General features: G+C 67.8%; 11 protein-coding genes. 4 read left to right on the top strand and 7 right to left on the bottom strand.

The window, feature by feature from the left end:
• Positions 1-6: 6 nt before the first annotated feature.
• Positions 7-1,989 (top strand): acetyl/propionyl/methylcrotonyl-CoA carboxylase subunit alpha, encoded by a 1,983-nt coding sequence (locus SSKA14_RS00780; protein ID WP_008266834.1) that lies wholly within the window; start codon positions 7-9, stop codon positions 1,987-1,989.
• Positions 1,990-2,008: 19 nt separating this feature from the next.
• Here the strand turns inward: SSKA14_RS00780 and SSKA14_RS00785 are convergent, their stop codons facing one another.
• Positions 2,009-3,175, bottom strand: coding sequence for a putative peptide maturation dehydrogenase (locus tag SSKA14_RS00785; RefSeq protein WP_008264703.1), 1,167 nt, complete (start codon positions 3,173-3,175; stop codon positions 2,009-2,011).
• Between the two features lie 138 nt (positions 3,176-3,313).
• Here SSKA14_RS00785 and SSKA14_RS00790 point away from each other — a divergent pair, with 138 nt between their 5' ends.
• Positions 3,314-3,610, top strand: coding sequence for an NHLP-related RiPP peptide (locus SSKA14_RS00790; RefSeq protein WP_008266594.1), 297 nt, complete (start codon positions 3,314-3,316; stop codon positions 3,608-3,610).
• Between the two features lie 7 nt (positions 3,611-3,617).
• Here SSKA14_RS00790 and SSKA14_RS00795 read toward each other — a convergent pair whose 3' ends face one another.
• The 4 genes from SSKA14_RS00795 to aceB all read right to left on the bottom strand — a co-directional run bounded on the left by SSKA14_RS00795 (position 3,618) and on the right by aceB (position 10,494).
• Complete coding sequence (locus tag SSKA14_RS00795; protein ID WP_040006654.1) at positions 3,618-6,107, bottom strand: putative peptide modification system cyclase; 2,490 nt, start codon at positions 6,105-6,107, stop codon at positions 3,618-3,620.
• A gap of 13 nt (positions 6,108-6,120) precedes the next feature.
• Complete coding sequence (locus SSKA14_RS00800) at positions 6,121-7,161, bottom strand: GGDEF domain-containing protein (protein ID WP_008266626.1); 1,041 nt, start codon at positions 7,159-7,161, stop codon at positions 6,121-6,123.
• A 342-nt stretch (positions 7,162-7,503) separates the two neighbouring features.
• The gene (aceA, locus tag SSKA14_RS00805) at positions 7,504-8,805 is read right to left on the bottom strand and encodes an isocitrate lyase (protein WP_004153647.1); all 1,302 of its coding nucleotides are present in this window, start codon (positions 8,803-8,805) and stop codon (positions 7,504-7,506) included.
• A gap of 66 nt (positions 8,806-8,871) precedes the next feature.
• Positions 8,872-10,494, bottom strand: coding sequence for a malate synthase A (gene aceB / locus SSKA14_RS00810; protein WP_008267817.1), 1,623 nt, complete (start codon positions 10,492-10,494; stop codon positions 8,872-8,874).
• Positions 10,495-10,604: 110 nt separating this feature from the next.
• Here aceB and SSKA14_RS00815 point away from each other — a divergent pair, with 110 nt between their 5' ends.
• Both SSKA14_RS00815 and SSKA14_RS00820 read left to right on the top strand, forming a co-directional pair.
• Positions 10,605-11,573, top strand: a complete 969-nt coding sequence (locus SSKA14_RS00815) for a LysR family transcriptional regulator (protein WP_040006656.1) — start codon at positions 10,605-10,607, stop codon at positions 11,571-11,573.
• A gap of 380 nt (positions 11,574-11,953) precedes the next feature.
• Positions 11,954-12,862, top strand: a complete 909-nt coding sequence (locus tag SSKA14_RS00820) for a LysR family transcriptional regulator (protein ID WP_008266265.1) — start codon at positions 11,954-11,956, stop codon at positions 12,860-12,862.
• Positions 12,863-12,954: 92 nt separating this feature from the next.
• Here the strand turns inward: SSKA14_RS00820 and SSKA14_RS00825 are convergent, their stop codons facing one another.
• Positions 12,955-14,211, bottom strand: coding sequence for an MFS transporter (locus tag SSKA14_RS00825; RefSeq protein WP_008268807.1), 1,257 nt, complete (start codon positions 14,209-14,211; stop codon positions 12,955-12,957).
• A 123-nt stretch (positions 14,212-14,334) separates the two neighbouring features.
• Positions 14,335-14,961, bottom strand: a complete 627-nt coding sequence (lepB, locus tag SSKA14_RS00830; RefSeq protein ID WP_008265066.1) for a signal peptidase I — start codon at positions 14,959-14,961, stop codon at positions 14,335-14,337.
• Positions 14,962-14,999 lie beyond the last annotated feature (38 nt).

The following is a 14,999-nucleotide window of genomic DNA, read 5'->3' on the forward strand; positions in this document are numbered from 1 at the left end:
GTTGCCATGTTCACCAAAGTCCTGATCGCCAACCGTGGCGAGATCGCCTGCCGCGTCATTGCCACCTGCCGCCGCCTCGGCATCGCCACCGTGGCGGTGTATTCCGATGCGGACCGCAACGCGCGCCACGTGCGCCTGGCCGACGAAGCCATGCACATCGGCCCGGCCGCCGCACGCGAAAGCTACCTGCGCAGCGATGCCCTTCTCGACGCCGCACGCGCGACCGGCGCGCAGGCGATCCACCCCGGCTACGGCTTCCTGTCCGAGAACGCCGACTTCGCCGATGCCTGCGCAGCGGCCGGCATCACCTTCATTGGTCCGCCGGCCAGCGCGATCCGCGCGATGGGCGACAAGAGCGCGGCCAAGGCGCTGATGGCCAAGGCCGGCGTGCCGCTGACCCCGGGCTACCACGGCGACCAGCAGGAACCGGCGTTCCTGCGCGCGCAGGCCGATGCCATCGGCTACCCGGTGCTGATCAAGGCCAGCGCCGGTGGCGGTGGCAAGGGCATGCGCAAGGTCGAACGCAGCGAGGACTTCGTCGATGCGCTGGCCAGCTGCCAGCGCGAGGCGGCCTCGGCGTTCGGCAACGATCACGTGCTGGTCGAGAAGTACGTCGAGCGGCCGCGCCATATCGAGATCCAGGTGTTCGGCGACAGCCACGGTGAGGCGGTCTACCTGTTCGAGCGCGACTGCTCGGTGCAGCGCCGCCACCAGAAGGTACTGGAAGAAGCGCCCGCGCCGGGCATGAGCGCCGAACGCCGCGCGGCGATGGGCCAGGCCGCGGTCGATGCCGCGCGCGCGGTGGGCTACGTCGGTGCCGGCACCGTGGAGTTCATCGCCGGCCCGGACGGCGATTTCTACTTCATGGAAATGAACACCCGCCTGCAGGTGGAACACCCGGTGACCGAGTACATCACTGGCACCGACCTGGTGGAATGGCAGCTGCGCGTAGCCGCTGGCCAGCCGCTGCCGCTGCGCCAGGACCAGCTGGCCATCCACGGCCATGCCATCGAAGCGCGCCTGTATGCCGAAGATGCCGACCGCGGCTTCCTGCCGTCCACCGGCACCCTGCGCCGCCTGCGCCTGCCGACGCCGTCGGCGAATGTGCGCGTGGATACCGGCGTGGAGGAAGGCGACAGCATCACCCCGTTCTACGACCCGATGATCGCCAAGCTGATCGTCTGGGACGTGGACCGCGATGCCGCGCTGCGCCGCATGAGCCAGGCCCTGGCCGACTGTCAGGTGGTCGGCGTGACCACCAATGCCGGCTTCCTGCGCCGGTTGGTGAACACCGATTCGTTCGCGAACGCCAGGCTGGATACCGCACTGATCGAACGCGAACAGGCAGTACTGAGTCAGGTGGGCGATACCGGCGATGCGCTGTGGATGCTGGCGGCGGTGGCCGCCGTGGCCCGCACCGCAGGCGCCAGCCGCGATGCGCGCGACCCGCATTCGCCGTGGCAGTCACAGGACGGCTGGCGACTGGGCGCGTCCGCGCCACGCGTACTGCCGCTGCAGCAGGGCGAGCGCCGGCACACGCTGAAGGTGTGGGTGCAGGCCGACGGCTGGCGGGTGCAGTGCGATGACGCCGCGCCGGTGCAGGTGACCGGCACCGCCGATGCGCAGGGCATGACCGTGCAGCTGGAGGGCCGCCGCTGGTCGTTGCAGGCGCTGCGCGAAGGCGACCAGCTGTACCTGTTTGGTGCCGATGGCCAGCACCGCTTCACCCTGCACGACCCGGTGGGCGAATCGGACCACGCCGCGGCCGATGCCGGCAGCCTGCTGGCACCGATGCCGGGCAGGATCGTGGCCACGCTGGTCGCGGCCGGCACCGAGGTCAAGCGCGGCACGCCACTGGTGGTGCTGGAAGCGATGAAGATGGAACACACCCTGCAGGCCCCGGCCGATGGCACGGTGAAGGGCTACCGCGCCAAGGCCGGCGACCAGGTCGGCGACGGCGCGGTGCTGGTGGACTTCGAAGCGGCGTGATCGCCGGGGCGGCGACCGCTCAGCGGTCGTCGCCCGCCAACACGCGCCCGGCGGGATCGAATTCCGCCGTGTCCAGCGTGGCGCTGCGCCAGCCCAGGCCACAGATGGCCATCGCGCTCTGGCCGATGCCATCGAAACCGAACGCCCGATCGACATCGGCATCGTTGATGGCCGCGGTCACGAACGCGGCCAGCCCGCGCTCGGTCGCGCACAGGTACAGCAGCTGCGAGATATGGCCGACATCCAGCGTCACCGCACGATGCGCCTTGGCATGGTTGCGGTACTTCCAGAAGCAGCGGTCATAACGCGGTGCCAGCACCAGCAGCGCCGGTGCATCGGCAAACCACTCCTGCCCGGACAGCATCCGTCGCGCCAGCGCAGGCAGCGACGGCGGCGGCGGTGAAGGCAGGGGCAGCACGGCGTGCTGCACGGGATGGTAGTGGTACAGGCCCGGTGCCAGCCCCTCCACGTTCTGCACCAGCAGGAAGCCCTCGGTGGGATGCAGGCCACCACCGGAGGGTACGTTCTTCTTCAGGAACTCGGTATCGCGCTCGACCTTCTGCACCGCGTGCGCCATCAGCGTGCGCTGCAGCACCTGGGCCAGCAGCGGCAGCGGCAACGGGCGCTGCGGGTCGAAGTTGCGGCAGGTGGTCCGCCGCGCCAGCAGTGCGTCGAACGCGGCTTCGTCGCTGCGCGGCAGCGGCTGGTAATCGCCCTGCATCGGCTGCACCACCGGCGGTGGCGGCCCCAGCCGCTGGCGCAGGCCAGCGGCGGTGTCCAGCCCCTGCCGGCGCATGTCCTCCACGCTGTCCACGGCCTGCCAACGCGCGTGGCGATGGGCCAGCGCGGCCAGCGGCCACCACTGGCTGCGCCGCAGCGCCTCATCACGCAGCTGGTGCCCCACCTCGCTGGGCGGGTCGGTCAGCAGCAGGCCCAGTTCAACCAGGCGCGCCAGCATGGCCGGCGAGGCGTCGGCCGGTGGCTCGCTCCAGCGGTGCGCGCTGAGCTCGCCCAGCAACTGGCGCTCCTCTGCATCCACCGGCAGGGGCTGGTCCAGATGGGCGGCCAGGGCCACCCAGCTGATCTGGCTGTCCATCTCGGCGTGGCCGGCCAGCATCGCGCGCAGGTCCAGGGTGACCGACTCGCGGGGTTCGAACATCAGGCTGGCGCAGCGGCGCAGGCGCATGGGTTTCCTTCCTTCTGCCGCACAACCGGCATAGCAGCAGCGACCGCAGCGCGGCCAACTTTAGCGATGAACGCGCCACGGCCCTCAATGGGAGGCTGTCGCGGCCGATACGAGAAACTCCACCTACGGACGATCCCCATGAGCACCCATCCCCGCCTTTCCGCCGACGACGCCAGCATCCTGCTGGACCACCTGATCGACAACGACGACTTCCGCAGCCGCTTCACCGCTTCGCCGGCCCAGGCGCTGGCCTCGATCGGCCTGGACCGCGCTGTCAGCGAAAACGACTGCATGAAGATCGGTACCCTGGCGTCGGTCGAAGAGCTGCGCCGCACGCGCGATTCGCTGCATGCGTACCTGAGCACCTCGACTGCCTCGATGACGGTGGTGTTCTGTTTCGAAGCCGACCGCATCGACGAGCGCGTCAACGCCTGAGCCTACTTCAGTGCGACGATGGCGGCGACATCGCCGCCATGGCGATGTCGTGCACGTTCAAGGGCTGCCAGACCTGCATCGAAGCGACTTCAGCAATGGCCTGGCCGTGGTGCCGGGCCAGCCATTGCTGCTCGCGGCGCACGCCGGCGGCGTCCTGCTGTGCACGCAATGCCTGCAACAGCACCACATGGGCCTGCACCGGTTCGCTGCCATCCAGCGCAGTCTCGAGCAGATCGCGTGCCGCCTGCGGCCGTTGCCGACCCAGTTCGGCCATGGCCCGCACCACGCGGAGCCACTTGCCCACCACCGGGCTGCGTTGCCCCTCCAGCAGCTCGCCGTGGTCATGCAGCCACTCTGCGGCGAGCACATGCTGGCCCTGCCGCTGGGCCAGGTAAGCCAGCGCCAGCAACTGCAGGCTGCGGCTTCCCACGGCGGAGTCGTCGTTGTCGCGGAGCAGGGGCCGCAGCATCGCCGCGATGGATTCAAGTTCCTTCACGTCCCCGGCCGTGCACAGCGTGGTCACCGTAGCGTGCTGCAGCCGTCGATGGATCTGGTAGTCGATCAGCTCCGGCGCCGGACCGTCCATCGCAATCGCTGAATGCATGGCTGTGCAATCGCGCTGCTCGGCAGCCACCAGCAGGTGGGCACGCAGGCGCATGCGCTGTTGCAGGTCGTCTCCCCTGGGCAATCGCATCAGCACCTGCCGTGCCTGTGCCGGCTGGCCCTGGGCGATCAGGACGTCCACATCAAGGTCGTCGGCCTCGTCATTGCCGCGCAGCATCTGTGCCTGATGCAGGGTCTGCATCGCCTGCTGTGGCTGGCCAAGGCCCAGCTGCGCCCGCGCCAGGTGGATCATCGGATACAAACGCAATGGATCCTGCGGCACCGTCGCCGCGCGCGCATAGGGCAGCGCCTCGGTGAAGCGATTGTCCTGCAGCAGCCCCCACGACGTATTGGACAGTCCGGCAAACGAATCCGGATAGATCTTGGCCAGTGCACGCCACTGCTCCAGCGGCCAGCCGCCGGGCTCCAGCTCGGCCTGCCAGCCCTTCAGGTACAGGCGCTCGCGTGCGGGCAGGCGCTGTTGCTGGGCCAGTGCATGCTCCAATGCCTCGCGCGCCTGCTGGACCTGTGCGGTGCGTGCCAGCAGCTTGGCCAGCCCCATGTAGGCCAGCGCAAAACCGGGATCGATGTCGATCGCGGCCTGGTAGAGATTGCGCGCTTCTTCGAAGCGACGTTGGCCCAGCGCGTTCTCGGCCAGGGCAAAGGCCCGCAGCGCACGCAGATCGCGGGTCGACGCCCGCGGCAGGGGCAGCGACTGCTCAAGGCTGGCGACGGACTCACCCAATCCGCGACGCAGGCGTCCAACCACGTCGTCCACCGCGAACACCAGCTGATCGGAGCGATCGGCCGTTGCCGTGAAGCTGGTCACCAGCTGGCCGCTGCGTGGCTCGACCACATCGATGCCCAGCAGGTAGCCACCGGTCTGCTGCCGCACATTGGGCAGCAGCACCGCACGCGCACCTTCGCGCATGGCGATTTCCACGGCCGTGTTGCGGGTCATCCGCGAGTCACTGGACAGCCGGGCCATCTCCAGGCTTTCGCGGATCTTGCCTTCGGACAACACGTTCACGTACCGCGACTGTTCCAGCGCGATCAGAATCGCGTGCCGCATCGACTCGTCGAAGATCGGGTCACCGGTCAGGTTGTCGACATCGGCCAGCACCACCCAGTCGCGCTCGGCGAAGGCGATCGCCGGTTCCGGGCGCAGCAGCAGCCAGCCACCCAGCACCAGCACCGCCAGCACCAGGCCTTCGGCGGCCAGCACCACGGGCTGCCGCCACAGGGGAAGATCGCGACGCGCCTTGGCATTGGAGCGCGGCATGCGCAGCGGCGCCGACCCGATCTCGCCCACTTCGATCACTTCCTGCACCACCGGCACACCCTTGAAGCGCCAGCGCCCGTGCGACTTCCACAGCAGGCGCGCGCCTCGCTCGCCGAGCGCATCGGTCGCGCGGTGGGTCAGCGATTCGGCCACGGCCGACAACAGGATCTGGCCCGGGCGTGCAAGCATCATCAGGCGCGCCGCCATCGGCTTGGCCAGGCCTTCCACTTCCATCGACTTGGCGCCGGCGCGGACCGCTTCGGGGCTGTTGTCCCAGGTCAGCACGTCGCCCACATGCAGGCCGGCACGCGCACGCAGTTCAATCGAGCGCTGCTGGCCCAGCGCATGCAGTTCGCGCTGGTAGTCCAGGGCGAAGCCCAACGCATCGATGGCGCGCTCGAACAGCATGAACAATCCGTCGGAGCGATCGATCAGCTGGCCGTTCCAGCGCTGCTGCAGCACCAGCACCAACCGATCATGTTCCTGGAACAGGCTCGCGGCCGCCACATCGCCGATCCGCTCGACCAGCTGCAGCGAATCACACAGATCGGTGAACAACAGGGCGCGTAGCTGGGGGCTATGCGGGGCTGACGTTCCGTTGTCGCCATTCATTGCCTGCCTCTCCCTATGGGCCGTCCGGATCATCCACCCAGCGCAGGCAATTGCCGCCATCGCGCTTGGCCTGGTACAGCGCGCGATCGGCGCTGGCATACCATTCGCTCCAGCCGGCATCCGGCGCCAGCAGGCTGGCGCCGATGCTGACCAGGCTCACGTGCGGCGTGCCATGGCTGCGTTCCAGCAGGCCATGCACCGCACTCAGAATGAACTCGGCCGCGTGCTGCACGATTTCGTGGTTGCCGCGGCGCAGGATCAGGCAGAACTCGTCGCCGCCGAGCCTGCAGGCCAGGTCCTGCTCACCGGCCATCGAGCGCAGGATGTTGCCCATGCTCTGCAGCACGCGGTCGCCTGCCTGGTGGCCATGGCGGTCATTGATCTGCTTGAAGCGATCGCAGTCGATCAGCAGCAAGGCCTGCGGCAACCCTTCCTGCTCGGTGCGGCATTCCTGCAGGTACAGGGTCAGACCGCGGCGATTGTGCAGCCCGGTCAGTTCATCGGTACGCACCAGCTCGCGCGTGTGGGTCAACTGATGGGTGGTGATGTACAGGTTGTCCAGCGCGGTTTCCAGATCATGGTTGCGCCGGCGCAGCTGGCTGATCAGGGCCTGTTCGTTGGTCAGCACACGCATGATCGTGCGGCGCAGGAAGTAGGCGACCAGGCCGGGATCGGATTCGACCAGGCGATGGAAATCGGACGGTCCCAGTTCCAGCACTTCACAGTCGGCCAGGGCACGGGCGCTGGCACTGCGCAGGTGGTCGCCCACCAGCAGGCCCAGTTCGCCGAAGAACTCATGTTGGCCGAGGGTCTTGATCACCAGGTCTTCGCCGAAGTCCAGTTCGATCTGGCCTTCGAGGATCACATACATGCGTTCGCCACGGTGGCCCCGCTGGAACAGCCACTGTCCGGCATGAAGCTTGCATGGGCGGGCGAATCTGGCGAACAATGTCACCTCGGCATCGGACAACAGCGCGTGCACGATCTCGGCCATCGCCACCCGGGCGATACCTGACGTCACATCACTGTTCTCGGCCGCACCCCTGCCGGTCATTCCCTGCACCCGCCGCCAGCGTCCCCTGGTGAGCCGCGGAGCATAGCATCGCTTTAAAGTGTGCGCCCTATCTCATTTTGAACCTTCCGGCGCGCTTGTCCGATGTGAAGATGCGTGGTGGCCCGTTCTGGTCACCTTCACCTGGCCAAAAGTCCTGCCGGATCAATCCGATGGCCGTCTTCACAGGGTTTCGGCCAAGTTTCCGCGCTGGGGGTGCGCCGGATTGACGCTGTCCGCGTTCACCGCTGTTCTACCGATACAACAACGCCGGCAGGTCCCCCGACCGGCCGGCGTTGCCTGGCCCTTCCCTGGCCACCCTGATCGTTCTGACGCCCTACCGCATTACGCCGCGCGCTCGCTGCGGCCGCCGTGGAACTGCTCTTCCTCGGTCGAACCGGTCAACGCAGTGGTCGACGACTGGCCCTGCTGGATCGCCTGGGTCACCGCATCGAAGTAGCCCGTGCCGACCTCGCGCTGGTGCTTGACCGCGGTGAAGCCACGCTCGGCCGCTTCGAACTCCGCTTCCTGCAGCTCCACGAAGGCGCTCATCTGGCGACGCGCATAGCCGTGGGCCAGATTGAACATGCCGTAGTTCAGCGCGTGGAAACCGGCCAGGGTGATGAACTGGAACTTGTAGCCATAGCTGCCCAGTTCACGCTGGAACTTCGCAATGGTCGCGTCGTCCAGGTTCTTCTTCCAGTTGAAGCTGGGCGAGCAGTTGTAGGCCAGCAGCTTGCCCGGGAACTTCGCATGGATCGCCTCGGCAAACTTGCGCGCGAACTCCAGGTCTGGCTTGCCGGTCTCGCACCACACCAGGTCGGCGTAGGGTGCGTAGGCCAGGCCGCGGCTGATCGCCTGGTCCAGGCCATTGCGGGTCTTGTAGAAGCCTTCCACGGTGCGCTCGCCGGTGGCGAAGGGCTTGTCGTTGCCGTCGATGTCGCTGGTCAGCAGATCGGCGGCTTCGGCATCGGTACGCGCCACCAGCAGGGTCGGCACGCCCAGCACATCGGCAGCCAGGCGCGCGGCGTTGAGCTTTTCAATCGCCTCGCGGGTCGGTACCAGCACCTTGCCGCCCATGTGGCCGCACTTCTTCACCGAGGCCAGCTGGTCTTCGAAGTGCACGCCGGCGGCACCGGCCTCGATCATCGCCTTCATCAGTTCGAAGGCGTTGAGCACGCCGCCGAAACCGGCTTCGGCGTCGGCCACGATCGGCTGCAGGAAATCGATGTCGTCCTTGCCTTCGGCGTGGTGCAGCTGGTCCGCGCGCAGCAGGGTGTTGTTGATGCGCTTGACCACTGCCGGCACCGAGTCGGCCGGGTACAGCGACTGGTCCGGGTACATCTGCCCCGCCAGGTTGGCGTCGGCCGCCACCTGCCAGCCGGACAGGTAGATCGCCTTCAGGCCCGCCTTGACCTGCTGCATGGCCTGGTTGCCGGTCAGCGCACCCAGCGCGTTGACGAATTCGCGCTCATGCAGCGATGCCCACAGCTTTTCCGCGCCCAGGCGGGCCAGCGAATGCTCGATGTGCACGGTGCCACGCAGGCGCACCACGTCGGCGGCGCTGTAGTTGCGCTGGATGCCTTCCCAGCGCGGGTTGGTATCCCAGTCGTGCTGGATCTGTTCGGCAGTGGGCAGCTTGCTCATGTCTTTCTCCAGTTCGGTTCGTGCGTGCAGCGGGGAGGGAAGCGGCGGCGGAACACGGGCGCTCGATCAGTCGATGCGTGCGTAGGCCGGCAGGGTCAGGAAATCGGTCAGTTCATTGCTGCGGCTCAGTTCGCCCAGCAGGGCGATGGCCTCGGAAATGCGTGCGCCACCGGGCAGCGCGGCGGTATCGCCCAGCCGCGCCGGCAGCTGCGCCAGCGTGGCGTCGAGCAGGGCCAGGTCGATGGCGGTGCCGTCGTCCAGCTGCTGGCCCGGCGTGTGCAGCCACTGCCACAGCTGGCTGCGGCTGATCTCGGCGGTGGCCGCGTCCTCCATCAGGTGATGGATCGGCACGCAGCCGTTGCCATCCAGCCATGCCGCCAGGTAGCGCACGCAGACTTCCACGTTGCCTTCGAAGCCGGCGCGGGTGATGGTGCCCGGCGGCCGCGCGATCAGTTCGTCGCGGCCGACACGCACATCCTGGCGCAGCACGTTGTGCTGGTTCGGGGTTGGCATGTGCTCGTCGAAGATCGCCATCGCCACCGGGATCAGCGCCGGGTGTGCGACCCAGGTGCCGTCGTGGCCGGCGCTGACTTCGCGCAGCTTGTCGGCGCGCACGCGGGCCATCGCCTGTTCGTTGGCGGCCGCATCGTTGTTGATCGGGATCTGCGCGGCCATGCCGCCCATCGCATGCGCACCGCGGCGGTGGCAGGTCTGGATCAGCAGTTCCGAATACGCCTTCAGGAACGGCTGGGTCATGGTCACCTGGCCGCGTTCGGGCAGCACGCGGTCGGCGTGGCGGCGGAAGGTCTTCAGGTACGAGAAGATGTAGTCCCAGCGCCCGCAGTTCAGGCCGACGATGCGGTCGCGCAGCGCGTGCAGGATCTCGTCCATCTCGAACACCGCCGGCAGCGTTTCGATCAGCACGGTCACCTTGATCTGGCCGTGCGGCAGGCCGAGCATGCCCTCGATGTGCGACAGCGCGGTCTCCCACAGCGCCGCCTCTTCCATGCTCTGCAGCTTGGGCAGGTAGAAGTACGGGCCGCGGTCCTTGGCCTGCAGCGCGCGCGCATTGTGGAACGCGAACACCGCCGCATCGAACAGGCCACCGGCCAGCGGCTGGCCATCGATGGCCACGTGCTTTTCGTCCAGATGCCAGCCACGCGGGCGCACGATCAGCACCGCCTGTTCGTCGTACGGGCGCAGGCGGTAGTGCTTTCCATTGGGTGCGGTGTATTCCAGGTCCCCACGCACGGCGGCGGCCAGCGACTGCTGCCCGGCCAGCAGGTTGCGCCAGGTCGGCGAGGTCGAATCCTCGAAGTCGGCCATGAACACCTTGGCGCCGGAGTTCAGCGCGTTGATGACCATCTTCGGATCGGTCGGGCCGGTGATCTCGACGCGGCGGTCCTGCAATGCGTCCGGCAGCGGCGCGACGGTCCAGTCGCCGCTGCGGATCGCGGCGGTGTCTTCGCGGAAATCCGGCAGGCCGCCCTGGTCGAAGAACGCCTGGCGTTCGCGTCGCGCCTGCAGCCGTGCCTGCCGGCCCGGTTCCACCGCGCGGTGCAGCGACACCAGCAGGGCCAGCAGCGGCGCCGGCAGCACGGTGTCCTGGCCAGCCACGCGGGTCGCCAGGGCGATGCCGGGGGTGGCCTTGGCAGCGGGGGTGGGAACAGCGGAAGCGACGGCGCACATGAGGCGACTCCAGCAGTGGGGGAACGTCTCCACGGTGCCGCCGGGGCTGAGTATTTGGCAAAACAGTTTTTGCAATGTTCTACATAAATTGTGCTAATACTTGTGACGCGATGACCACACGCCCCCCGCCAAGTCCGCGTTTTTCCTACAAATCTGACCGGTTGAAACCACTGCGCGCGTTCTGCCAGACGGTGCGCCTGGGTTCGGTCTCACGGGCGGCTGAGGCACTTTTCGTCAGCCAGCCGGCGATCAGCCTGCAGTTGCAGGCGCTGGAGCGGGAGTTGGGGGTGCCGCTGTTCGAGCGCAGCGGGCGGCGCCTGGTGCCCAGCCGCGAGGGCCAGCTGCTGTATGAAATGGCGCAGCCGCTGGTGGAGAACCTGGATGGGCTGGAGGCCCGCTTCCGCGACAAGGTGCGCGGGCTGGACGCAGGCGAGCTGAACATCGCCGCCAACAGTTCGACCATCCTGTACCTGCTGCCGAAGATCGTCGAACGCTTCCGCCTGCACCACCCGGACGTGCGCCTGACCCTGCACAACGCGATCAGCGCCGATGGCACCGACCTGCTGCGCGAGGATGCCGCCGACCTGGCGATCGGCTCTATGACCGATGTGCCGGCCGACCTGACCTATGCGCCGGCCTACCGCTTCGAGCAGGTGCTGATCGCCCCGCACGACCATCCGCTGGCCAGTGGCGGCGAACTGGAGCTGGCCGACATCGCGCGCCATCCGCTGGTGCTGCCACCGAAGCGGCAGATCACCTACCGCCTGGTCGACCAGGTGTTCCAGCGCCACCGCATCGCCTACACCGTGGCGCTGGAGGTGGGTGGCTGGGAGGTGATCAAGCAGTACGTGGCGATGGGCATGGGCATTTCCATCGTGCCGGCGCTGTGCCTGAACGAAGCCGATCACGAGCGGCTGGCGGCGCGCTCGATGAAGCGCTGGTTCCCGGAGCGCAGCTACGGGGTGATCGTGCGGCGGGGCAAGGCGTTGTCGGCGCAGGCGCGGGCGTTCATCGAGCTGATCCAACCGGAGTTGTTCAGTCCGCGCGATTACGACCAAAGCGGGCATTCGGAACGGTGAGGGGTGTTCGGCAGGGCTGCGCCCTGCACCTGCCGAAGCAACGTCAACGTCAACGTCAAAAGCCGCGGTTCCGTGGGTTGGCGGGGTGGATCCGGTTGCGGGGGACGCCGTAAACCCGTCCCTGGGGGCTTGGCCGCGGCATCCATGCCGCGGACACCCCCGCCACCGGACCCACCCCGCCTTCGACAGTTCTCCGCGATCTGTCGGAACGGCAGATTGCTCTGGTGGGTGTCGACCTTGGTCGACACGGGGTTGCTGGCCGGCGGCCAGTAGATCCACGCCATGCGTGGATGCTTTTGTAGCGTCGAGCCATGCTCGACTCACGGGAAACCGATCGAAGAAGACGGCAAAGAAGGCATCAGGCTGGCTAGACTGGGCCCATGTCCATCGAACTGCGCCACCTGCGTTACTTCCTCGCCGTTGCCGATACGCTGCACTTCGGCCAGGCGGCGGAGCGGTTGGGCATGTCGCAGCCCCCGCTCAGCCAGCAGATCCGCCAGCTGGAGGAACTGATCGGGGCGCGCCTGTTCGTGCGCAGCCATCGCCGCGTGCAGCTGACGCCCGCCGGGCAGCTGCTGCAGGAACGGGCGCGGGCCATCGTGCAGCAGGTGGAAGCGGCGGTGGATGAGGTGCAGCGCGCACAGCGCGGCGAGCAGGGCGAGCTGCATATCGGGCTGACCCGGGCCACGCCGCTGTCACCGCAGATTCCGCGCTCGATCCTGCATTACCGCCAGCAGTATCCGCAGGTGCGGTTGCAGCTGAGCGAGATGAACACCCTGCAGCAGATCGATGCGCTGCTCGACGGCAGCCTGGACGTGGGCATCATCCGCAAACGCACATTGCCACCGGAACTGGTGGCGCACAGCCTGTTCGTCGATCCGCTGGCGTTGATCGTGCATGCCGGCCACCCTGCCCTGCACAGGCTCTCGGCGCAGGGCACGCTGTCGCTGCGCGACTTCGCGCAGGAACCGTTCGTGGCGTTCCGGCGCAGTGCCGGTGCAGGTATCCACGACCACATGATCGCGTTGTGTGCGGCGGCGGGCTTCACGCCGCGCATCGTGCAGGAGGCCGGTGAAGCCTCAACGCTGATCAGCCTGGCCGCGGCCGGCCTTGGCGCGGCGATCCTGCCGTCGTCGTGCGATCACATCCGCGTGGAAGGCGCGCGCTTCGTGGCGCTGGCCGATGCCGGTGCGCATTCGGAAGTGCAGCTGGCATGGCGCCGCGAAGGCGTGACGCCATTGATCCGCAACTTCGCCACGCTGCTGCGTGAAGCGTTCGCGGAAGGGTAAGCGTGCAGCCCACCGGTAGTGCCGGCCGCTGGCCGGCATGCGGACCCATATGGAATTGCCGGCCAGCGGCCGGCACTACCGTACGCGTTGGATCACGCCGTCACCGGCTGCGGAGCGCGTTGCTGCAGCGCCCAGACGATACCACCGCCGACCAGGGTCAACGCGGCAGCGAACAGGCAGACGCCCCGCCAGTCCCAGGCCGCGTAGGCCAGGCCGCCCACCCCGCCCAGCACGCTCGACCCCAGGTAATAGGCAAACAGGTACAACGCGGAGGCTTCGGCGCGCATCGTGCCGGCGCGGCTGCCGACCCAACTGCTGGCCACCGAGTGGCCACCGAAGAAGCCGAACGTGACCAGTGCGATGCCCAGTGCCATCGTGCTCAGCCACGGCATCGCCAGCAGTGCGATGCCGGCGCCGATCAGTGCGAACGAGATCGACAGGATGCGGCCGCGCCCGTAGCGCGTGGCCTGCTGTCCCATCCACGCCGAGCTGAAGGTGCCGACCAGATAGACGCTGAAGATCAGCCCGACCACGGTCTGGCTGAGGTGGTACGGCGGCGCCAGCAGGTGGTAACCCAGGTAGTTGTAGAGGGTGACGAACACGCCCATCAACACGAACGAGGTGGCGAACAGCCACGGCAGGCCCGGGTCGGCGAACAGCGCGCGCCAGCGCGAGGGCAGCTGGCGCAGGCCATCGCGGCGGGCCTGGAAATGCCGCGACGGCGGCAGCTGCAGCCACAGCAGCACGGTGCTGGCGATGGCAATGATCGAGACCACGCCGATGCCCCAGCGCCAGCCCCAATGGTCGGCGATGATGCCGGCCAGCAGGCGGCCGCTCATGCCACCGATGGCGTTGCCACCGATGTACAGGCCCATCGCCAGGCCCAGTGCGCGGCTGTCCATTTCCTCCACCAGGTAGGTCATCGCCACCGCCGGTACGCCGCTCAGCGCCAGGCCGAGCAGGGTGCGCAGCACCAGCAACGTGGCCCAGTCGTCCACCAGTGCGGTGCACAGCGACAGGGTGGCCGACGCGAGCAGCGCGGCGATCATCAACGGGCGGCGGCCGATTGCATCGGACAGCAGCCCGGCCAGCAGCATCGCCACCGCCAGGGTGCCGGTGGTCAGTGACAGCGACATCGCGCTGCCGGCAGCGGACACACCGAAATGACGGCTGAACTCGGGCAGAAGCGGCTGCACCGTATACAGCAGTCCGAAGGTGGAGAAACCGGCCAGGAACAGCGCCAGCGCGGTACGCCGGAAGGCCGGGGTGCCCTGCTGGATACGGGTCTCGGCAGCGGCGTCGACAGTGTGGGAGCGGCGTTCGACGGCCGCCGCGGTTTCGCCAGTCATGGGATCGATGGGCCGGTGGGGCGGCCGGGCGTGGGAGGGAACGGGCCCCAGACTAGGCCCGTTGATCCAGTCGATCCATAACCTGATGAGTCAGGATTGATATACAGGAAGTATCAATTCAGCTTACAGGCGCTGCCACTCGAACCCATCGCCGCGGCGGTAGTACACCGCCACTGCGCGGCCATAGAGCTTGTCGGCGTCGACGAAGCCGAAGAAGCGGCCATCAAAGCTGTTGCCGCGGTGGTCACCCAACACCAGCACCTTGCCGGCCGGCACCACCAGATCGGCGATGTCCGGGCCGCCGCCCATGTCCAGATCGAGGCGGGCACGGCGCTGGCCGAAGGCTTCCACGTCCTGCAGATCGGCGATCTGCAGTGGCTGGCCGTTGATGCTCAGATGGCCCTCATGCAGCTGCACGTGGTCGCCGGCCACCGCCGCCACGCGCTTGATCAGACGGGTGCCATCGGCCGGCGAGTCGAACACCGCCACTTCGCCACGCTGCGGGCTGCCGGTCGCCATCAGTTCCTTGCCAGTGAACGGCAGGCGCAGGCCATAGGCGCGCATGTCCACCACCACCCGGTCGCCGGGCTGCAGGGTCGGCTGCATCGAGCCACTGGGCACCACGTAGTGGTTGGCCAGGGTATCGCGGGCGGCGGCCAGCAGGCCGAGCATCACCAGCAGCGGCAATGCTTCCTTCTTCAACCAGGCAAGCGCACGTTCGGAAAAGGGAGGGCGGGCAACAGCATCCATGGCAGGCTCCGGGTGGTCGATAGCGGTATCAGACCACA

This window comes from Stenotrophomonas sp. SKA14 (genome assembly GCF_000158575.1).
In the GTDB taxonomy this organism is placed as follows: Bacteria; Pseudomonadota; Gammaproteobacteria; order Xanthomonadales; family Xanthomonadaceae; genus Stenotrophomonas; species Stenotrophomonas forensis.